This window comes from Armatimonadota bacterium (assembly GCA_037138755.1).
Taxonomy (GTDB): domain Bacteria; phylum Armatimonadota; class Fimbriimonadia; order Fimbriimonadales; family Fimbriimonadaceae; genus Fimbriimonas.
The window spans coordinates 210,574-229,945 of the sequence record JBAXHT010000001.1 but is presented as its reverse complement, the minus strand read 5'-3'; the positions used below and the strand labels follow the sequence as shown (position 1 = coordinate 229,945).

Annotated in this window: 20 protein-coding genes and 1 tRNA gene; 5 read left to right on the top strand and 16 right to left on the bottom strand. The window is 54.8% G+C overall.

Annotation, left to right across the window (positions count from 1 at the left end; translation table 11 throughout):
• Nucleotides 1-115 precede the first annotated feature (115 nt).
• Genes WCK51_01045 through WCK51_01035 form a run of 3 tightly spaced genes read left to right on the top strand, consistent with a single transcriptional unit; the run spans nt 116 to nt 3,860 of the window.
• Nucleotides 116-1,783 carry a PQQ-binding-like beta-propeller repeat protein gene (locus WCK51_01045; GenBank protein MEI7575451.1) on the top strand — a complete coding sequence of 556 codons (1,668 nt, stop codon included), beginning with the start codon at nt 116-118 and terminating at the stop codon, nt 1,781-1,783.
• Nucleotides 1,784-1,830: 47 nt separating this feature from the next.
• The gene (gene dprA / locus WCK51_01040) at nt 1,831-2,808 is read left to right on the top strand and encodes a DNA-processing protein DprA (protein ID MEI7575450.1); all 978 of its coding nucleotides are present in this window, start codon (nt 1,831-1,833) and stop codon (nt 2,806-2,808) included.
• Nucleotides 2,805-3,860: an amidohydrolase family protein gene (locus WCK51_01035; GenBank protein ID MEI7575449.1), complete on the top strand. Its 1,056-nt coding sequence runs from the start codon at nt 2,805-2,807 to the stop codon at nt 3,858-3,860. The genes dprA and WCK51_01035 overlap by 4 nt, the downstream gene beginning before the upstream one ends.
• Before the next feature lie 46 nt (nt 3,861-3,906).
• On the opposite strand, the gene WCK51_01030 is transcribed toward WCK51_01035, so the two are convergent.
• The 12 genes from WCK51_01030 to WCK51_00975 all read right to left on the bottom strand — a co-directional run bounded on the left by WCK51_01030 (nt 3,907) and on the right by WCK51_00975 (nt 13,901).
• On the bottom strand, nt 3,907-4,830 hold the full coding sequence (locus WCK51_01030; protein MEI7575448.1) for an L-threonylcarbamoyladenylate synthase: 924 nt from the start codon (nt 4,828-4,830) through the stop codon (nt 3,907-3,909).
• Entirely contained in the window at nt 4,827-5,624 is a 798-nt protein-coding gene (aroE, locus tag WCK51_01025) for a shikimate dehydrogenase (GenBank protein MEI7575447.1), read from the bottom strand. Before aroE ends, WCK51_01030 begins: the two co-directional genes overlap by 4 nt.
• The gene (locus WCK51_01020) at nt 5,621-6,136 is read right to left on the bottom strand and encodes a GtrA family protein (GenBank protein MEI7575446.1); all 516 of its coding nucleotides are present in this window, start codon (nt 6,134-6,136) and stop codon (nt 5,621-5,623) included. The genes aroE and WCK51_01020 overlap by 4 nt, the downstream gene beginning before the upstream one ends.
• Entirely contained in the window at nt 6,133-6,705 is a 573-nt protein-coding gene (locus WCK51_01015; GenBank protein MEI7575445.1) for a YqeG family HAD IIIA-type phosphatase, read from the bottom strand. Before WCK51_01015 ends, WCK51_01020 begins: the two co-directional genes overlap by 4 nt.
• The gene (mltG, locus tag WCK51_01010; GenBank protein ID MEI7575444.1) at nt 6,702-7,703 is read right to left on the bottom strand and encodes an endolytic transglycosylase MltG; all 1,002 of its coding nucleotides are present in this window, start codon (nt 7,701-7,703) and stop codon (nt 6,702-6,704) included. The genes WCK51_01015 and mltG overlap by 4 nt, the downstream gene beginning before the upstream one ends.
• The gene (gene ruvX, locus WCK51_01005) at nt 7,696-8,100 is read right to left on the bottom strand and encodes a Holliday junction resolvase RuvX (protein MEI7575443.1); all 405 of its coding nucleotides are present in this window, start codon (nt 8,098-8,100) and stop codon (nt 7,696-7,698) included. Before ruvX ends, mltG begins: the two co-directional genes overlap by 8 nt.
• Nucleotides 8,097-8,864 (bottom strand): inositol monophosphatase family protein, encoded by a 768-nt coding sequence (locus tag WCK51_01000; GenBank protein MEI7575442.1) that lies wholly within the window; start codon nt 8,862-8,864, stop codon nt 8,097-8,099. Before WCK51_01000 ends, ruvX begins: the two co-directional genes overlap by 4 nt.
• 93 nt (nt 8,865-8,957) lie before the next feature.
• A complete protein-coding gene (locus WCK51_00995) occupies nt 8,958-9,806 on the bottom strand; it encodes a hypothetical protein (GenBank protein MEI7575441.1) in 849 nt (282 codons plus the stop codon).
• Nucleotides 9,807-9,845: 39 nt separating this feature from the next.
• Nucleotides 9,846-11,312, bottom strand: a complete 1,467-nt coding sequence (locus WCK51_00990; GenBank protein MEI7575440.1) for an ATP-binding protein — start codon at nt 11,310-11,312, stop codon at nt 9,846-9,848.
• Nucleotides 11,312-11,977 (bottom strand): response regulator transcription factor, encoded by a 666-nt coding sequence (locus WCK51_00985; protein ID MEI7575439.1) that lies wholly within the window; start codon nt 11,975-11,977, stop codon nt 11,312-11,314. Before WCK51_00985 ends, WCK51_00990 begins: the two co-directional genes overlap by 1 nt.
• 46 nt (nt 11,978-12,023) lie before the next feature.
• Nucleotides 12,024-13,697 (bottom strand): hypothetical protein, encoded by a 1,674-nt coding sequence (locus WCK51_00980; protein ID MEI7575438.1) that lies wholly within the window; start codon nt 13,695-13,697, stop codon nt 12,024-12,026.
• 129 nt (nt 13,698-13,826) lie between these two features.
• A tRNA-Lys gene (locus tag WCK51_00975) sits at nt 13,827-13,901 on the bottom strand.
• A gap of 55 nt (nt 13,902-13,956) precedes the next feature.
• Here WCK51_00975 and purM point away from each other — a divergent pair.
• On the top strand, nt 13,957-14,991 hold the full coding sequence (gene purM / locus WCK51_00970; GenBank protein MEI7575437.1) for a phosphoribosylformylglycinamidine cyclo-ligase: 1,035 nt from the start codon (nt 13,957-13,959) through the stop codon (nt 14,989-14,991).
• Here purM and WCK51_00965 read toward each other — a convergent pair.
• Together WCK51_00965 and WCK51_00960 are read right to left on the bottom strand one after the other, a co-directional pair.
• Nucleotides 14,983-15,408 (bottom strand): FHA domain-containing protein, encoded by a 426-nt coding sequence (locus WCK51_00965; GenBank protein MEI7575436.1) that lies wholly within the window; start codon nt 15,406-15,408, stop codon nt 14,983-14,985. The two genes, purM and WCK51_00965, sit on opposite strands and share 9 nt — an antisense overlap.
• A 52-nt stretch (nt 15,409-15,460) precedes the next feature.
• Nucleotides 15,461-16,105: a thiamine diphosphokinase gene (locus WCK51_00960; GenBank protein ID MEI7575435.1), complete on the bottom strand. Its 645-nt coding sequence runs from the start codon at nt 16,103-16,105 to the stop codon at nt 15,461-15,463.
• 276 nt (nt 16,106-16,381) lie between these two features.
• Between WCK51_00960 and dnaA the strand changes: the two genes are divergently transcribed.
• Nucleotides 16,382-17,764, top strand: a complete 1,383-nt coding sequence (gene dnaA, locus WCK51_00955; GenBank protein ID MEI7575434.1) for a chromosomal replication initiator protein DnaA — start codon at nt 16,382-16,384, stop codon at nt 17,762-17,764.
• Nucleotide 17,765: 1 nt separating this feature from the next.
• On the opposite strand, the gene WCK51_00950 is transcribed toward dnaA, so the two are convergent.
• Both WCK51_00950 and purE read right to left on the bottom strand, forming a co-directional pair.
• Nucleotides 17,766-18,812, bottom strand: coding sequence for a GDSL-type esterase/lipase family protein (locus tag WCK51_00950; GenBank protein ID MEI7575433.1), 1,047 nt, complete (start codon nt 18,810-18,812; stop codon nt 17,766-17,768).
• Entirely contained in the window at nt 18,809-19,288 is a 480-nt protein-coding gene (gene purE, locus WCK51_00945; GenBank protein ID MEI7575432.1) for a 5-(carboxyamino)imidazole ribonucleotide mutase, read from the bottom strand. The genes WCK51_00950 and purE overlap by 4 nt, the downstream gene beginning before the upstream one ends.
• Between the last annotated feature and the right edge of the window lie 84 nt (nt 19,289-19,372).

The window sequence follows — 19,372 nt, the reverse complement described above, 5'->3', positions numbered from 1 at the left end:
AAGTTTATTTGATACGTCCAACCGATAGCTGTGGTTTTTGCTGGACAAAGTAGCCCTCACACGACTACAATGTCCATCATAGGTCGCAATGCGGTCTAGGAGAAGTCGTCTTACTATGCTTGGGAATCGAAGTTTTGTCCTCGCGACGCTTACGCTTGTCTCTGCGGCAGCAATGGCTCAATTTGATGGGCCAGCCCCGCTGGCCTGGCGATGGCAGCAGCCATCGCCGTCTGCACCGACTGGTGCGCCGCTCGTGGACGGAAACACGATTTACTTAAACTTGGGGAACCGTGTTTATTCAATCGACCGTGAATCCGGGAACACGAACTGGAAGTTCCCAAACGTTCAGGCGATTGAAGGAACGTTTCGACGCTCACCTGTGCTTGTCGGTGGAGTTCTTGTCTCGGCAGGAACAGACAAAAAGGTGTATGGAGTCAATCCCGCGAACGGTGAAATGAAGTGGGTCCATGAATCGCCTTCAAACATCGTCGGTCAACCGGTCAGTCTTGGGAAGTATGTCGTTTTCCCGCTTGAGGGTGGTTCGTTCACTGCTCTCGATGCTTCCACAGGCTTGAGTATCTACGACACCCCATATCGATCGCTCGACGGAATCGCCGGGCCACTCACCGGCAACGGTCGCGACTCGGTGATGTTCTTCGATAACCGGAACAAGCTTCACTCTATCAACGTGTCATCTCGCCGATCCAACTGGAGTGTGCCATTTGCGATCCGCCCTACCGATGGAACGGTCGAGGCCAGCAATGGCTTTGTTTACACTTACTCCGCGAACTTTCTCGTTTGTCTCAACGAGACTTCGGGTTCTCCCAAATGGCAGGTGCCGGTCAAAGAGCCGATGATTTTCTCGCCGGAAGTGGGTTCGGGCTCCATTGTTGCCATCTCCAGATCTGGTAACGCTTACGTCTACTCGGACGGAGGTGCGCTGAAGTCAAAAGCACCGATCGCGCTTGGTTCTATTCCGCTGACGAAGCCGACAATCATGGGCAAAAAAATTGCTTTTGCGTTGACGAATGGGTCGTTCACCATTATTGATGCTGAGTCAGGAGCTGTCAGCTGGCAGTACTACGTCCGACCAATGAATGAAGCGGCAAAAGCCGCCCTGAACTCGGGTGCTGCCGGGGGTCCTCCAGGCGGTTCTGGGTCACCAGGAGGATTGGGTGGTGGACAAAGCGGTCCCGGTCTTGGCGGCGGACAAACGGGTGGCGCCAGTCAGAGTGCGGCTCCAGTAGTCACTGTCCCAATAGCTACGCAAATTGTGCTTGCGGGGTCAACGTTGCTGGTTAGTGCTGGAGACAGTAGTGTGCTGGCGTTCGATAAAACACTTGGCGTTGATCTGACGTCGCCTGTGGTCAAGACGATTTGGCCGAATAGCGGAGAGATTATTGCCGGAACCACTGGTCAAGAGCTCCTCTTCCAGATCGATGATGACACCTCTGGTGTTGACGGAAAATCGATCAGTGTGACGATCGGCGGCAAGCCATATGCCTTTGATTTTGGAAAGGAAGGAGTTCTAGCGATTCGAGTGTCGCAGGCGAAGAAGAATCCAACCATTCCTAGCGGCCGACAGGATATTGTCGTCACAGTTTCCGACTGGCTGGGCAACAAAACCGTCCATACAGTTAGTCTCAAAGTTGATAACTCACTTCCGCTCGTCCCACGTGTTAAGCCGGCTAACCCGAATGGCCCTGGTGGTCCAGGCGGTCTCGGTGGGCCTGGAGGTGCCGGTGGATTCGGTGGTGGCGGTGCAGGGCTCGGCGGCGGCTAGCGATGCCCTGCGAGGCAGAGAACAGGAATCTGTTTCTAGCAGCCGAAATGTCGGTATCGAAGGGTCGAGAGGTTTTAGAGTCTCTCGACCTTTCTTCTGATTGGGCTGCTCAGCTTCTGAACTCAACATTGCTGACCGAAGGCGAGAAGCGAAGACTTCGAGCATATCAAGGGCCAGAGTCGTTCGGTTCAATCCGCTTCCTGGCGGAAATTGATTTTCCTGAAGCCCTCGCACACTCTGGATCCGCTCCTCCATTCATTGGTGTTTCAGGAGACCCATTCTGTTTGAACCTTCCATGCATTGGCATCGTTGGAACGCGCTCAGCCACCAGCTACGGCAGAGTCTGTGCGAAGAAGTTCGCCGAGGAGTTTGCTCGACATGGCGTCACGGTGGTTAGCGGCGGAGCGGTTGGGATCGACGCCGAAGTTCATAAGGGGGCCCTAGACGCTGGTGGCAAAACCGTGGCGGTTCTTGCCAATGGGGTTGATCATGTCTATCCTTCGGCGAATGCCGCGCTGTTCGACAAGATCAAAGCAAACGGTTGTCTGGTGAGTCAGTTCGCCCTCGGCACCAAGCCTGCCGACTACAAGTTCATCCTCCGCAATCAACTGATTGCCGCGCTATGCCACGCAGTTGTGGTCATCCAAGCGCCGCTCAAGTCAGGAGCAATCCGAACCGCCGGGTTCGCCGCCGAGATGGGGAGGGAAGTTTTTGCCGTTCCAGGTCCGATCGATCAGTTCGGATTTCAGGGCTCGCACTCGCTCATTCGAGACGGGGCGACGCTGGTCGATCATCCAATGCAGGTCCTCGAGCAGTTGGGAATCGACTTCCAAAGTACAAATCAGCCTTCGGCCACCGGCCCGGCGGCCCAAATACTGAGTGTTCTCGATTCGCAAGCAAAACCGGTTGAAAAGATCGTTGAACTGTCGGGATTGACTACCAGTGAAGTACTCTCTGAACTCACCCTGCTCGAACTGGATGGAAACGTCTTGCGCGACCCCGGTGGATTTTCAAAAGCCTTATGAGTCAAATTGTAGCCCTCACCCCTGGCGAAGATGGCCTGGACCTCGTCCGTTTCGATACCAAATCTGGCGAGATGAATGACATCAAAAAGGGTGATCCCCAAGGTGTTCTCGTTCCCGGATGGATTGATATTCACTTCCACGGTGCCTTCGGAATCGACTTCATGACGGCCACTCAGCCCGAAATGAAGGAGCTTTGCAATACTCTTGCCCAAGATGGGTATGAGCGTTTCCTTCCGACCACGGTTACCGCCTCGGCATCGGATGTAAAACGAGCGATTTCTAACCTACCAGAACATCGACTCATCGGAGGATTTCACCTCGAAGGACCGTTTATTTCAGCGGAGTTTCCCGGAGCTCAGCCAAAGGAGTTCATTCAGAACCCACCGGAGGGCGACTCGGAGTGGGATGAAATCTTCAACGACAAACGCCTCAAGGTGATCACCCTTGCCCCCGAACTACCGGGTGCAGTTGAGCTCATCAAGAGGCTGAGCAAGCGTAAGGTTATCTGCTCAATGGGACATACCAACGCGACTTACGCCGAGGCTTTGGCAGGACATGATGCAGGCCTCTTGCACAGTACACACACGTTCAACGCCATGCGGCCGTTCCATCACCGTGAACCGGGCGCCGTAGGAGCAGCTATGACTCTCACTCCGTTCAGAGCAGAGTTGATTTACGACCGAGTTCACGTTTCACCAGAGGCGGCTCTCGTGTTGATCCAAACGCGGCTGGTCGATGGCGATGTCATCGCGGTCAGCGATTCAACAATGGCGTCCGGACTCGAACCAGGCACCAAGCTCAAGATGTGGAACCTGGACTGTGTCGTCGGTGACGGCGAGGTCAGACTCGCCGAGGGCGGCTCTCTCGCGGGGTCGGCTGTCACCCTCCGCAATGTGTTTGCGAACCTCACCCAGGACTTCGGTGTCGAAGTCGCCGCAAATCTCTGCTGCTACACCCCTCGTGAGGCACTCGGAATGACGGACCACCCTGAAGTCTGGAACCTCGTGAGCGAGGAGACCGGCGAACTGATCGAGACCTACTTGGTCGACTGAGAACTTTCACCCTTCTCCTAACTTTTTGATGGGAGAGGTGGCAGGCTCACTCCGAGGCCGTCGCCTTGCTCACTCGATCCCAAACACCCGCCCACTCGGAACCCTTCGGCGGCTCCTCAATCACAATTCTGTTGACTTGCCGAGCTTCCAAATCCGACAACGCAACGTAAAGCTTCTTCGCATAGTTCACTGGGTCGCTTGGCATCTGAATTTGGTCAGGAGAGTTCGTATAGCCCAGGACTAATCCAGCGTCCTGTTCTGCGGCTTTATGAACAAGCACCGTCGGAACCCGAGGAGAGTAGTGGCGACGATACATCCCCGGCGACTTCCGATCCGAATCCCCGAGGACCTCGAGTGACCCGATGACCGCTTCGATTTCCTCCGCCGTAATCATCCCCGGACGCAAAATCTTCGGCGTTCCATCGCTCAAATCCAACACGGTTGACTCAATCCCCACTCGGCACGGCCCGCCATCAATAATGCACGTGACATGAGCCGCAACGGTCGGATCGATCCGATCTGCTCTGGTCGGTGAAAGTCCCATAAATGGGTTCGCACTCGGCATAGCGAGTCCCATCCCGGTCATCTCGAGGACGGCCAGCGCTAGTGAATGGGAGGGTATTCGAATCGCGACGGTATCGAGTCCAGCGGTCACAATATCCGGTACGCGGGGATTCTTCGGCAAGACAACCGTCAATGGCCCGGGCCAGAACGCACGAGCAAGCTTCAACATTCCCTTGGGAAGATGATCTGACCAGAGTTCGACTGCATCCATGTGCGAGACGTGGACGATGAGCGGGTTTTCCGGCGGACGCCCTTTCGCTTCAAAGATTTTTGCGACAGCTTCCGGATTGGCGGCATCTGCGGCAAGACCGTAGACTGTCTCAGTGGGAAGAACCACCAGGTCGCCAGCGAGCAGCGCATTTGCGGCTCGTCGCAAGTTGGGCTCAACCGGACGTAGGGGCCTCACTGGATTGCCTCCCACATCGCCTCACGCGGGGCTGGGCGGTCGAACCAGTATTCAAAAGCGTACGCACCCTGTTCCATCAGCATTCTTCGCCCATCCATTCCTGCGATTCCGTAAGCTTTTGCCTCGGCAAGGAATGGTGTGAGGGAATCAGAGTATGCCAGATCGTACGCAAGCTGAGTGTCCGGTTCTGCTCCGGACCAGTCAATTGGCAGGCTTTCGCCAGAGAGCCCGGTCGAGGTGGTGTTGACGATCAGTCCGTAGCCCTTTACCTCTAGGGTCGATACGACTCGGCAGTCGATCCCGATTTGCTCAACAAGTTCCTCCGCGCGGCTTTGGGTCCGGTTCCAAATCGAAACCTCGGTTCCTTGTCTGGCTAGTGCATAAGCCACTGCTCGCGCCGAGCCGCCAGCGCCTAACAGAAGGGCCGTCTGTGCGTGACCTGGCAGGGAACTTAGGAATCCCGGCACATCCGTATTCACGGCAGTCCGGTCAGAAAACCTGATGGTGTTCGAAACTTGTAGCTTTTCCGACGTTGTGCAAGTTGTTGCCGCCCAACGAAAAGCCGATTCCTTGTGTGGAATGGTGACATTGACCCCTTTGTAGCCGAGATGCACAAGATGCTCCAGACCGGCTTCAAGCTCTGCTGGGCTCAATTCGACAGCGACATAGGAAGCATCGATGCTTAGGGACTTGTAGGCCGCCATGTGCATCATCGGAGACAAGGAGTGCCTGACCGGGAACCCGATTACGGCGTAGTCGGCAGCCGGGGCGTCCCGCCAAGCGAACACACTCATGGTCTCTCGTGGACCTTGAATGCAAAGTATCTTTGACCCGCAAAGTTCCAAATTGCTGCAACTGCCGCCCCAGCCATGCTGGCGACGATAGTCGACTGGGTTGGATGCCCCGGGATGATCCGATAAAAGATGCTCGAGATCAGCGCGTTGATTGCTAGCCCTGTGTAGTTGACAATAAAGACTCGAAAAAGCTGCTTGCCTGCATCAGTTTTGTCCTTTATCTTGAACGTCAGCGCGCGGTTCATCAAATAGGAATTGAACGTTGCAACAAACGAGCCCAGGACGCAGGCTAAGGGGAAAAATGCCTCGTCAGCCTTTTTGGAAAATCTGAACAGAGTCGGATAGGAGTCCATCAACTCTCTTCCCCAGACATCCGATGCCAGTTTCCCGTCGATATGCACGAATCGCATCAAAATGACGCGGATCGTTGTGTCGATCAGGAAAGAGATTGCTCCAACCACCAAAAACTTGGCGAACTGCCGGGCAATGGGTTTCTCTAGGATCGCTTTCATGATGAGTTGGCTCCAGTTCCCCGATCCAATGATCTTCGGTACAAGAATAACATAATGACTCGCTCTATGACGCGATTGAATTTCGTGCCAAAGAACTCTGGCCCTTCCATTTTCTCAAGCCAGATGCTGTCTATTCCGCTTCGATTGGCTCCTAGGATATCCGTCATGATCTGGTCTCCAATCATCACCGCGTGATCCGCACCTATGCCCGTCTCTTGAAGCGCCTCCATGTACATTTCGGGAGAGGGCTTGAACTTACCATTCTTGGTTGGGATATCAATTTTTGCGGAAAGCCTTGCCAGGCGCTGAGGGTGTCGTGTGTTGCTCAGGATACGCAACTGGAAGCCTTTTGCCTTAGCTTCGCCAATCCAGGCGACTACTTCTGGCGAAAACTCCTCTTCGCCCCATTTTACAATCGTGTGGTCGACATCGAGAAGGATCAGCCGCTTACCGGCCTCCCAAAGCTCCTCGAGGGAAACATCCTGTAAGCGGTGCACTGCCTGTGATGGGCAGAATCGTCGCAGTCCCCCTGCTGCATTTTGGTCGAACATTCCGGCTCGAAAGCTCACTTTTTGGCTCCTGACTTCATCTTGTCGCGCAAGGCAATGTTCTTCAAATGAGCCTCGTAGGTCGGCGTGAACAGTGTCCGTCCATCGGGAAGGGAAATGTAGAACAGATCATCGTGTTTTGCGGGAGATAGGGCGGCCTTGATACTGTCAATCGTCGGCGAACAGATTGGACCGGGCGGAAGTCCCTTTGTAAGATATGTATTATAGGGTGACTTCACGGACGTGTAGTCCTTGTAAAAAAGTGGTCTCCAGAGTTGCATCCCATAGTTCACTGTCGCATCAATTTGAAGCCGCATGCTTTTCCGAAGGCGGTTTTCAATGACGCCGGCGATCATTTTCTTTTCCTCGAGCTCTGCTGACTCCAGCTCTAGCATCGAAGCTATTGTCAAAACTCGATGAACGTTTGCCTGAGTCAGACCCAGCCCTTTGGTTTTCTTCGCGAAGTTCAACAGTTGACGCCGGATGACCAGTTCCGCTCCGAGCGCAGGCGGGAAGTTGTAAGTGTCTGGATACAAGTAACCTTCGAGCGTATCTCCCACCAGCGGCACTCCCGGCGTCTCGAACAGTTCTGGCTTCTTGACCAGATCGACGTATTCCTTCGCGGTGCACACCTCTTTTACTTCCAGAGCTTCCGCCGTTCTAGCCGCCCAGCGACCCTCGCGTAGCCGAACGAGTTGGCGCAGAGGCGTGACCAGTGACTTCAAGACTTCGCCAACCGATTGGCCAGGATGAACTTCGTAAACTCCCGGAGCAATCAGCCGGTTACCCCGGAAACCAACTACCATTCCGTACAAGTTTGTGGCGAAAGCGCTTCGAATCACGCCCTTATCGGCCATAATGGCAAGCTGCTCGCTGAGCTTGCGAGACTTCACCATAACGAATCGTTGCTTAGGTCCTAGCGGCATTGGAGCAATCAGTGTCGCAAAGGTAAATCCACTCAAGACGAGTCCCCCGAGGACCACGAATTGGGCGACCCGGCGCTTTGCCTTCTTAAGCATCAAAGAACCTCTCAAGAATCCGGCACGCCGCTTCGCTATCGATGTGTCGCCGTCTTTGAGCCGCTGTCCAGTCTTGCTTGCGCAAATCTGCGGTCGCGGCAACACTGGTCATGGATTCATCCACAAACCGCACTTCATGTCCCAGAAGGGAGATCTCATCCCCTAATCGGCGACAAATCTTAGACATTTTGGTAGGCTCACCGTCAGCTCCTAGCGGCTCTCCAACCACAATCAGAGACGCTTGCTCCTTCTTGCAGAGCTCGCTGATCGCTGCAGCATCCCGCCGCAATGCACCGCTTGCCTCAATGGCCGACCTTGGTGAGGCAACCCGCGCTTCAACTTCGGCAACGGCAATCCCAATTCGTTTACCACCGAAATCCACCCCGAGTGCTCTCAAGACGCGAAGGCCTCCAGAACTGCCTGGTGGACCAAACCGTTCGAGCTAATCGCTTCGAGGCCGAAATCTCCCCGGTCAAAAGGATCTCCTCCATTGAAGTCCGAGAAAGTTCCTCCCGCCTCTTCAACAATCACACGAATCGCCGAGAGGTCCCATCGGCTGACCACAGGATCAATCATAGCGTCAACACGACCGGTTGCTACCAGAGCGTGGCCGTAAGCATCGCTCCAAGTTCGGGAGGTCAGAGAAGACTCCGAAAGCATGGCAAACCCATCCCATTTACCGTGTTTGATCATCGAAAGGGGGCCGCCACAGGCCAGAATCGACCCAGAAATTGAAGTGCGAGTCGAGACTCGGCAGGGTGAATCGTTAAAAAACGCACCTTCGCCCCGAGCAGCGTAGATGATCTCTCCAAGAGCCGGGAAGTAGCAGACGCCTAGTTCAGGAACGCCGTCAACTTCGTACGCGAGGAGGGTTGCATACAGTGGAACCCCGGAGACAAATGACTTTGTTCCATCGATCGGATCGATGATCCAGCGGGTAGTTCCTGATCCGGTTAACCCCTGCTCTTCACCTAAAATTGCCTCGCCGGGAAACAACAAGCCCAACGCATCTCGCAAAATCTGTTCCGCCTCTTGATCGGCGATGGTCACTGGCGAAGAATCACCCTTAAGCTCCCAACCCACCCGGTTGCGAAAGTGGACGAGCGTCGAATCCCCCGCCTTGCGGACAGCTTCGAGGGCAAATTCCAATCGGGGATTCATTCGATGTTAGTTTATTCGATATTCCAAATCAAGACGGGCCGAGTCCGAAGACCCGACCCGCTCGATACCGGTCAGAGAGAGTTGACCGAATTCTTAATTACCATCTGGAGGAGGAGGTCCTCCGGGACCACCTTGCCCGCCTTGGCGATTACCCGGTCCACCCTGTCCGCCCATTGGAGGCGTGGTCAAGTAGAACTCCTTCCCGACCATTGCGCGGTACTCGGTTCGCTGCTTATCAGAAAGTACCGCTAGCACCTTAGCCATCACTTCCTTCATGAACTTTGCGGGATCCGGACGCTGTCCACCTTGCTGGCCCTGAGGGGGTCGCACAGATTCCATGACATCTCGAATTGCTTCGTGCTGTTCTTCGCTAATCTGGAGCCGCTCTGCGACCTCCGGCATCATGAACGCTTGGGGTCCGACCACCTGAATCTCAATTTGCTTGAAGCGACTGTACTGCTGTGGAGTCAGGATTTCCTTGATTTTTGCGTCGTTCTTGGGGTTCGGTCCTCCTTGTCCTCCTTGTCCACCTGGGCCACCAGGCCCGCCCTGACCGCCGGGTCCACCTTGGCCGCCACCACGCTGGCCCCCGCCACCCTGTCCGCCACCGCGCTGGCCACCTTCTCCGCCGGGTCCACCAGGTCCGCCTTGGCGACCACCTTGCCCCCCACCGAGCTGAGGAAATGCCTGGTCAATTGCTTTCATCTGACCATCGCTTAGCTTGAGCTCCTTCTGAACATCTGGATGCCGCAAGAGCTGGGGACCTCTGGGGATGCGGAACTGTTGTCCTGGTCCACCTTGACGACCGCCTTGCTGCCCACCCTGAGGAGGGCCTCCCTGTGGAGGACCACCGAAGCCGCCCTGTGCGAACGATGTGGCGAAAGCTGCCACCAGTGCAGTGATCGCGAAGAGTCGAGTGATTGTTCGTTGAGTTCGTTCCATTTGAGTTTCCTCCAAAGGTTTTCCTTTACATTGGTTACTTTACGAAACAGATGTTTGGGATTTATTTGATTGGTCAAGTTCTGAAAAAATCGGGAGCACTAGCTGCACAGTTGTGCCTCTTCCAAGCTCGCTCGAGATACGGAGTTCACCCCCGGAGCGTTCGACGATTGCTTTTGCAATTGATAGCCCGAGCCCAGCACCTCCGTCCTTGCGATTCCGATGTTCGTCGGCGCGATAAAACCGTTCTCCTAGTCGTGCGAGGTGCTCCAAAGCAATCCCCTCGCCTTGATCCTTAATCGACACGACAATCGAACCCTGAGCCAAAGAAGTGATGACCTCAATGGGTGATTCTGGCGGGGAATGCCGTCGTGCGTTATCGACCAAATTGATCACCGCTCTTGCCAAATCAGAAGAAGAACCCCGAACTCTTGCATTAGATGTGGCGTTGACCCTCAGACCTGGTGTCAACGGTGCGAGAACGCCCTCCGCTTCCGCCAGAAACTCTTTGACAAAGCAACTCTGTTCGCTCAGTTCGGCCTTTTGATCCAACCTGGCTAAAGCGAGGAGTTGTTCCACCAGGCGCGTCATCGAAACCCCCGCTCGGTCCGCGATCTCCAATGCTTCTTTAAGCTCCCCGACGTCGGAATCCTGTTGCAGCGCACCGCTTGTGGTGAGCCTTAGTCGCGCAAGTGGCGTCCGAAGCTCATGTGATGCATCCGCAACGAACTGCTTCTGTGCTTCCAGATTTGCTTCAAGCCGTTTGTTCGCCTCGTCACGTTCACGGAACGAACCCTGCAATCGGTCGAGCATCGCGTTGAAGGTTCGGGAAAGTTGACCAAGTTCGTCCGATGAGGTCACATCCAGGCGGACGTCCATCTGCTCCCCGGAAATCTTGGCCGCTGCTCCACTGAGCCGGCGCAGAGGCACTAATGCCCGCTCAGCCAAAAAAGCGCCGATGAACGCGGACAAAAGAACTCCGATCGGAAGCAGAATCAAAACCACTCCGGCCTGGGTCTCCTTCATTCGATCGAAATCCCGCAAAGAGTGGCCGATCTGAATGTAGCTCACTTCGGGGATGTTCTCGTCTGCCCCTGGTGGGCGACGAAACTGCATGGTCAGGACTCGGACGAGTTCTCCATCAGCTCGAACGTCTCCGACGTAAGGCCGATCTCCCTTCGCTCGCTGCACACCAAGCGGGTCCAATACCCGCGCATTCTGCATTCGAGGCGTGCCATCCGGAGCTAACATGACGGGCCGTTCAACGTCATTCATTGCCCCTGGAGGGCTTCTCATCGGCCCACCTCCGCCTCCCGAACCGTTCGGACCAGGACCGTTTGGCCCGGGACCGCCGCCTCGTCCCATCTTCATCGCCCGGTTTGTTAAGTCCCTGTCTATCGATTCTAAGAACACCCGTTGAGTCCGGATCACCAAGAATCCCATTCCGACTCCGAGCAGAAGGAAAGCGGCAAGCGAGTTGATCAGTATCAGTCGAAGGCGAAATGACATCAGTCTCCAATTCGGTATCCAAAGCCATGTACGGTTTCGATCAGGCTCTTCTCTCGACCAGCGTCAATCTTCTTGCGAAGGGAAGTCACGTGGAAATTTACGGTGTTCGACATCGACTCATCGTCGTTCCAAATGCGGTCAATGATCACCTCCCGAGAAAGAACACGGCCCCGGTTGCGCACCAATGCTTCCAGGAGCGAGTACTCGCGGGGAGTCAGTTTGATAACTTCGCCTCCGCGCCGAACGGTCTTGCCCGCGGCGTCGATTTCCAGATCATCAAAGGTCATCTTCGAAGACTTGGTCGGCTTATCGCGCCGAAGCAGTGCTCGAACACGAGCAAGCAACTCGTTGAAATCAAACGGCTTCACCAAATAGTCATCCGCGCCAAGATCAAGCCCTTTCACTCGATCCTCAACTGCATCCCGGGCGGTGAGCATCAACACCGGAGTTCGGGAACGATCCTCACGGAGCCTCTTAACGACGGACCAACCATCACATTTGGGCATCATGACGTCGCAGATGATGAGGGAGTACGACTCGCGCTGGGCTTGCTGCAGTCCAGCCTCGCCATCCGAAGCCAGATCGACGACGTATCCTTCCTTCGCGAGCGTCTTCCGCAAGCGCTCGCCAATGACCTCGTCATCTTCAATCACTAAAATCCGCAACTTAAGCCGATTATACGGGCTTAAAGAACCGCGATCTGTTTGGATTTCATTTAATCGGAACTGATACGACTTGGGCTTTCTGCGATTCGAGCTCGGGCCATTGAACCAAGAACTTAGCTTTGCCCGCCTCCGAAAATGCTCCGCCACCCATATAGTGACCGACCGAAATGTTTGGTGAGTGTTTGCCACTCAAAGTCAAATCGTTTGATACTTCCTTCTCTCCCCGGTAAACCCGGCACTTGACGACGGCCTCTCCATCGGCCTTGCCCTTGGTTCCGGTACCTTCAATCCAGAAGAATGCTGCGACTTGATTGGCTGGTCCGACGACGGGATCGCCATCCACAAAGGCAGAACAAAGGACAGATCGATCAGCCCCACCCTGGATGATTCCATGGGCAGTGACGGTTGGTTGGGCATCGCCCGGTGGAGTCGAAACGTTTGCAATTGCGACCGCGCTACGCCCTTTTGAGTCTGTGATTGGGTAGCTAATCCGCACCATATTGGAATTTGAGTCGCCGGAAATCCGGGTGATTGTGTTGCAGGCCTTGTACACGCGGTCGCCGTACAGCTCGTCGGCCCCGACAGGCAAGTCTTTGATCCCGACGTTGTACCAACCGGAGAGCGCGAAACTTGAAGTCGAGTTGGTTGTGGAATACGCCATCATGGGTGCTTTGTCAATGTTGGAGTAGATGTAGACTCGTCCCGATGGCGTTGACGTGATCACGATGGGCGTCCAGGCCCCGAATTCGGCAACCATTTTCCAACTCAAACCGCCATCGATCGACTTGAAAAGATAATGGGTTGCGGCTGGTTTTGAATCAGCAGAGGTCGGTGGCTTCTTGCTGTAGTCATAGCGCCAACCGCCCGTTGAATTCATCGTGGCGTAAATCGCTCCGGTGAATGGGCAAGCGTACGCTTCCATTCGGTCGAATCCGCCGAAGCAACCGTCGGGGCATCCCGACTCTTGCGGCGCCGGACGGGGGATCGCATAGCGTCCGCTCGACACGCTCATTGGGTCGATAAATGAAATCTGCTTCCAGTTCGCTCCATCGGTTGATTTCCAAACCATGGTTCCCACCCTTGCTCCGTTGGGACGTCCCTGGATATTGTGTTTATCCCACCAATCAGGTTTGACCCCGGGGGGTGGTCCCCAGTAAGTTGTGTTTCGGAAGGCCAACAATGAACCGTCCTTTGCTCGCACGATCTGGTTGTCGGTCCCAGTTTCCGCAAGGAATTTTGGAAACTTATCCGGGTTCTCAGGTAAAGGGATGGGGACGCCTACATGTTTCGCGTCGGCATTCAGGGGAAACACGCGGAACTCCATGCTATGATCCCACGGATCTTGGGTGCGTTGACCCGTACTCACAACCGCATAGGGCGTCTTGAGTGCCGCGTTGATTTTGAGCCCACCTGCTTGACTCCCTGTCCTGACCCGCTCTGTACGCATCACGACCGCCGCGGTGCTCTCGAACACGAAGTCGCCAATATCGATCGGCTTGTTGAACTCTGGCGTAGCGATAAAGGCACCATCCATCGCGGCAATGAATTTCTGGTTCGCGAGAATCCGGGTGTTGAGCCGGCTTTGGATGGGGACTGGGTTTGACTCATCAACCAATCGCTTGATGGCGAGTTTGTTGAGGTTGACGACTTTGATCTGCCAAGCTGCACCCGCTGCAACAAGGGCGACTCCGCCGAAAATGGCTAGTGTAGTTCGATTCATTCCTGTGTCCTCCGAGAATTACCGGGGCGTTACTGAAACATCTTATACCTTTCGCTCAATAATTGCGAAATGCGAATACCCCCCTAGGGTGCGGCCGATTGGATATTTCCCGATTGCACAAGCAAGAAGTGGTGGGTCCGGAGGGATTCGAACCCTCGACCAATGGCTTAAAAGGCCACTGCTCTACCGCTGAGCTACAGACCCCCAAGAGATTCGGGCGAAGAAATATGATACCCGCCCAACGGGTAGCCTTAGCTAGATGGCAGAGGAACTGACATACGCATCCGCCGGCGTCAACATCGACGAAGCTCAGCGCGCTTTACGAGGGGTCGTTGGTAACATCCGTGCTACCCAGGGCGAGCGAGTAGTCGGTGGGATTGGTGGATTTGGAGCGCTGTTCAAGGGACTCTTCCCAGAAATGTCCAGCCCCCTGTTGGTGAGCTCCATCGATGGCGTCGGTACAAAAACCAAAGTTGCTGCGATGGCTGGCGACTACTCAAACTTGGGCCGAGACATAGTTAATCACTGCGTTAACGATATCCTTTGTCAGGGTGCTCATCCACTATTCTTCCTGGATTACTACGGCTGTAGCCAACTCTCAGCAGAGACGTTTGAAGCCGTTGTCAACGGAATGGCAGCAAGCTGCAGCGACATCGGATGTGCCTTGATCGGCGGTGAAACGGCCGAAATGCCCGGTGTCTATCATGACGAGGAAGTCGATATTGTCGGCACCATCGTTGGAGTTGTAGACGACGTTCTCAAGTTCCCACGCCAAGTTTCTGCCGGAGACGCGATCATCGGCTTGGCGAGCAACGGGCTACACACTAACGGCTTCAGCCTTGCCCGGCGAGCGCTCTTCGAAGTCGGGGGTCTGAGTGTGCGAGACCTGGTTCCTGGGACCGAGCAAACCATTGCAGACGCGCTCCTAGCTCCGCACCGCTGTTACTACAACGCACTCAAGCCTTGGCTGGTCGAAAACAGTCCACTGCACGCGATGGCCCACCTCACCGGCGGCGGATTCTTCGATAACATCCCAAGGGTCCTCGGCCCAAACACTAGAGTCATGATCGAGAAGCGATCCTGGACACCTTTGCCGGTTTTTGATTTGATTCAGCAAATGGGCAATATCGGAGAGACCGAGATGTACCGGACGTTCAACATGGGGATCGGGATGGTGCTGGTCGTCGACCGGTTTTATGTCGACCAGATCCTAACCCACATGCGTGACAACGGCGAGAACGCTGCCGTGATCGGGGAAGTTCTCGCCGGTTCAACTGACGTACAGTTAGCTTAGATGAAAGACAAACCGGGCATTGCCAAGGGCGATCTCGGTTCCGTCTGAGAGCTCTTTCTCGTCGACCTTTTCAAAGTCGTCTGCGAGCACAAATGTGCCGTTGGAAGAGCCAAGGTCGACAACCTTCCAAACTCCGTCCTCTTGGACGAATTTTGCGTGCTTGCGGCTAACGTAAACACCTTCTGGTAGCGAAGCCAGATCGATGTCGATTGGTCCAACTGCCGGGTCGAATCGGCCGATGACGCAAGGGCTACTGACCGGAAAAACTTCATCAGTCTCGGCTCCATTGCGCTTAACCACCAACGTGGCGGTCAGGGCAGGGGTCGACAGTTCCTCAACAGGCTGACCAGTGGTTTCAGCGACGACTGCTTGACTAGCATCGGTGGCTTCTTCGACGAGAGTGGCTTCTTCGTTCATGAGAGTTGCTTCCTATTATTGGGCTAAAACCCCGGAAATCTACTAGGGTTTATCAGGATTCTTCCCAAATGACCTCATTTGTTTCCCAAAAAATCAGGGCTTGTCCCCTCTCCAAACCAACGGAGATCACAGAATCAACAGCACGGTTGGAAATACTTGAGAGACCCAACGGAACCAGAGTTGCTCGGTCGAGGGGCCATTGAACGCCTTGGAGGGTCACCGAATCGCACGCAGTGAGGGGAATCAACGACGCTCTGGCCCCAACGGGGGTCGGAACCTTGAACTCGCCGTTTTCGGATCGCACAATCCGGCCCATCCCTCGACGGAAAACGAACCAAACATCAACGAGAGCTGCCGCCGCCGTATAGAAGTTTTGGAGCTGATGATCAGGAAGGTCTCCTTCGGAACATGCAACGTGGACAGAATCAAATCCCTGCTCGAAGCACCAGCGAAGAACCTTCTCAAAGTCCGTTTGATCTTGATCGGGAAAGTGGACTCGAATCACGCTGTCTGGGACGGCACCCAGGTCGGCGGAATCGAAATCTCCGGCAACCCACTGCGGTAGCCTCCCAACCGATTCGAGGTGATGAAATCCTCCGTCAACTGCGATGACATGCGTGGCCGAATCAACCCACGGAGACATTCGGTCGGCAACCAATTGGTCTCCACCGAGTACCACCAAAACACGCATACTCATCGGAATATATTAGTCTACACACGCAGATTCAACCTGGAAAATTTATCAGTAGAACTCTGTGCAATCAAAACACGATAACAGTCGATATCTCGAGTAAATTGCCCTTCTATACGATGATATGTCAGAGAAAAGACTTCAGGTCGCCAAAGACGTTTCAGGATGTCGGAAAGTGTCAAAAAACTTTCCTTTCTTTTGCAACTCCTTTGTAAATCCCTTGTATACTCCGACGCCTAGATCGAAGAACGGCACCCCAGCAAAACCTTCGCCCGCCCGACAATGAAACGACAGTTCTCCTTTGAAGATTCCGAATCAGCCATCGTACTGAGTGCAGCGTGGCAGGGAGTATTACAACGGATGTCCGGTGAAGTCAAGGAGCCAATCATGGTTCGTTTTATTCGGCCCCTCGAGCCGGTTTCCATCGAAGGAAACGTTGTTCGCCTCGCAGCCCCAGGTCAGTTCATCCAGCAGTGGGTACGAGACCGCTTTTCCGGACTGCTCCAAAGCTGCCTGAGCGACGAACTCGGTCAATCCGTTGAGCTCCAGATCATCGCCTCGCCGCGTGAAAAGAAGGAAGTCGTGGAGTCTTCCGTAGCCATCTCCCAGCCTGCGTTGACGACGCCAGTGCAACGTTTTGCTCCGAACGAGAAGTACACGTTCGAAACGTTCATCAAAGGACAATCCAACCGTCTTGCTCTTGCCGGCTCGATTGCCGTCGCAGGAGAGCCGGGGGTCAAATTCAACCCGCTTTTCATCTACGGGAACAGCGGACTCGGCAAAACTCATTTACTGCACGCAATTGCTGGGCAATTGCTAGCTAACGACTCAAAAGTCAACATTGCCTACGTCACGGCACAGCAGTTCGCCGAAGATTTCATCAATGCTCTCCAAGCAAACCGAGTTGAGCAGTTCCGTCGAATGCACCGCCACGTACATGTATGGCTAGTAGACGACATTCAGTTCATCGCCAATAAGGACAAGACGCAGGAAGAAATCTTCCACACGTTTAACTACCTCTATTCGCTCGGAAAGCAGATCGTCCTGACCTCGGATCGCCCGCCCAAAGATCTCTTCTTGATGGACGAGCGGCTCCGATCGCGCTTCGAAAGTGGCCTCGTGGCCGACGTCCAGCTTCCTGACACAGAAACTCGATGCGCCATCATCAATAGCAAGGCACAGGCGATGCACATTGAACTTTCGAAGGACGCCGCGATGTTCCTCGCTGAAACCGTGCCCGGCAACGTACGGACTTTAGAAGGCGCGATCACAAAGCTCGCGACCCTTGCTAGCATCGAACAGGCCGAGATCACTGTTGATTTCGCTCGCGAAATGGTTGAGAAGTACTACCAAGGAGTTTTTAGCCGACCCGGCTCTGCCCAGATCCTCGAACTAGTTGCCCGTCAGTACAAGATTTCTGTCGACGAAATGAAGGGGCAGTCTCGGAAAGGGCCAATCGTCCACGCGCGTCACGTTGCAATCTTCTTGACAAGAAGAATCACCGGCGACTCTTGGAAGCACATTGGATCGCAGTTTGGAAACCGAGATCACACGTCGATCATGCACGGCTACCAGAAGATCAACGAGCAAATGCACTACGATAAGGACCTGCACAACGAGGTCAAAGACCTCCTGCGAACCCTCCATCCCGGCGCGAGTGCCTAAGCTATTTCCAGCCTAGATCGCCCTTCAGTGCGACTGCGAGTAGCCTGCCCATCTTCGCCTGCGTGACCGCATTCGGGTGCCACGAGGACCCGATTCCGTCCGACTCTTGCTGCACTGGGAAGTCAAGACGCTTTATCTTAGGGTCTCCCATTTCCGATTGTATCGAGTCTAGCCAAGATTTGAGGGTCGAGAGGTGCTTAGCACCAACAGGCCACGAGTCCGACATCATCGACCCGGTTACCAAGTAGATGTACGCCGACGGATAGTTTTTACGAACCTTTTTGAGGAACGAGGTGTATCCACCTTTCCATCCCTTCTCGTCGGGAATCCCTCTACCAAAGTCGTTTGTGGCGAGGTTGATCACAACCGCTTGCGGCTTCGGCCCGGAATCTGGCGACCAGGCGCCTGTCTTCGAACTCGGAAAAATGTAGTCGTAGATTTCGGGGATCGTATTGTCAGGCCACATTTTTTTCCCTGACCAAGCGACGATGGTCGGGAGCGCCTTCACCTGACGAGCCGCCACCCAACCGTAGGTCATGTATGCATTTGCCGTTTCAGGACTGTAGGGCTCTTCCTTCGTCTTCCCATCTACACCGAACCCAGCACTGATTGAGTCGCCAATGATCTCTATGCGCCGGTCTTTGCGGAACATCGATTCGTCGTCGGATGGGTTTTGGTAGCGAACACCCGTTCCAGAAAATCCTCGAAACTCGGTTGCTCCCTGGAACGCCTCGCTACGCCGGACGAGCAAGATCTGGTGCATACGAGCGTTCGGAAGATTGATTTCGTAACGCCCATTCCCTTTGATCAGCTTCAGGACCTGGGTCGGACGACCATCGATTTCGATCTGCCAACGGTCATTCGCCGTCGAAGTCGTGAACTCGACCTTCAATGTAGTTGCCGCGATACTCGCCCGAATTGCAGAACCTGGCCACTCGCAGCTCACTCCCTGGGTCGATTTCTGGAAGCGGCCAACCGTCTCCCACTTGGTCGGAGCAATCGGCGGTCGCTGCGCGGTCATCGCTGCGAATACGAGTCCAGTTATCACGATTTGATCTCCAGGTTCATCTGAACCACCTTATCCTTAAGACTCTCGGCATAGGCTTCGAGTTTCGCAGCAACAACAGAATCGGTCGCGCCAAGGATTCTCGCTGCCAGAAGTCCCGCATTGGCGGCGTTTCCGATTGCGACCGTCGCAACCGGAATTCCGGCTGGCATCTGGACAATCGAGTAGAGGGAGTCGACTCCGCCAAGTGCTTTGGTCTGTACCGGAACCCCGATGACCGGAAGTGTGGTCAGGCTCGCCACCATTCCGGGCAGGTGCGCCGCCCCCCCGGCTCCGGCAATAATTACGGCCAGACCACGGTCACGGGCTGACTTGGCATACTCGTACATCCGCTCCGGAGTCCTGTGTGCACTGACTACTTCGTGCTCGCACTCGATTCCAAGCTCCTCCAGAACAGAGACAGCCGCCCGCATCGTCTCCCAGTCGCTACTACTCCCCATGATCACGCCGACTTTCATTGGTTCTAGTTTAGCTTGCTATGAACTAAAAACCCCCGCTCGTCCGGGGGTCGGTAAGCGGAGCGAACCGGGAGCTGTTGTCAT

Bases quoted from the DNA above. Each gene is read 5' to 3' on its own strand.
- WCK51_00960 (MEI7575435.1), bottom strand. From the start codon at position 16,105: ATGAGTATGCGTGTTTTGGTGGTACTCGGTGGAGACCAATTGGTTGCC.
- WCK51_00995 (MEI7575441.1), bottom strand. From the start codon at position 9,806: ATGGAACGAACTCAACGAACAATCACTCGACTCTTCGCGATCACTGCA.
- WCK51_01035 (MEI7575449.1), top strand. From the start codon at position 2,805: ATGAGTCAAATTGTAGCCCTCACCCCTGGCGAAGATGGCCTGGACCTC.
- dprA (MEI7575450.1), top strand. From the start codon at position 1,831: ATGTCGGTATCGAAGGGTCGAGAGGTTTTAGAGTCTCTCGACCTTTCT.
- purM (MEI7575437.1), top strand. From the start codon at position 13,957: ATGGCAGAGGAACTGACATACGCATCCGCCGGCGTCAACATCGACGAA.
- WCK51_01045 (MEI7575451.1), top strand. From the start codon at position 116: ATGCTTGGGAATCGAAGTTTTGTCCTCGCGACGCTTACGCTTGTCTCT.
- WCK51_00990 (MEI7575440.1), bottom strand. From the start codon at position 11,312: ATGTCATTTCGCCTTCGACTGATACTGATCAACTCGCTTGCCGCTTTC.
- WCK51_01000 (MEI7575442.1), bottom strand. From the start codon at position 8,864: ATGAATCCCCGATTGGAATTTGCCCTCGAAGCTGTCCGCAAGGCGGGG.
- dnaA (MEI7575434.1), top strand. From the start codon at position 16,382: ATGAAACGACAGTTCTCCTTTGAAGATTCCGAATCAGCCATCGTACTG.
- mltG (MEI7575444.1), bottom strand. From the start codon at position 7,703: ATGCTTAAGAAGGCAAAGCGCCGGGTCGCCCAATTCGTGGTCCTCGGG.
- purE (MEI7575432.1), bottom strand. From the start codon at position 19,288: ATGAAAGTCGGCGTGATCATGGGGAGTAGTAGCGACTGGGAGACGATG.
- WCK51_00965 (MEI7575436.1), bottom strand. From the start codon at position 15,408: ATGAACGAAGAAGCCACTCTCGTCGAAGAAGCCACCGATGCTAGTCAA.
- aroE (MEI7575447.1), bottom strand. From the start codon at position 5,624: ATGAGTGTGTTCGCTTGGCGGGACGCCCCGGCTGCCGACTACGCCGTA.
- WCK51_01020 (MEI7575446.1), bottom strand. From the start codon at position 6,136: ATGAAAGCGATCCTAGAGAAACCCATTGCCCGGCAGTTCGCCAAGTTT.
- WCK51_00980 (MEI7575438.1), bottom strand. From the start codon at position 13,697: ATGAATCGAACTACACTAGCCATTTTCGGCGGAGTCGCCCTTGTTGCA.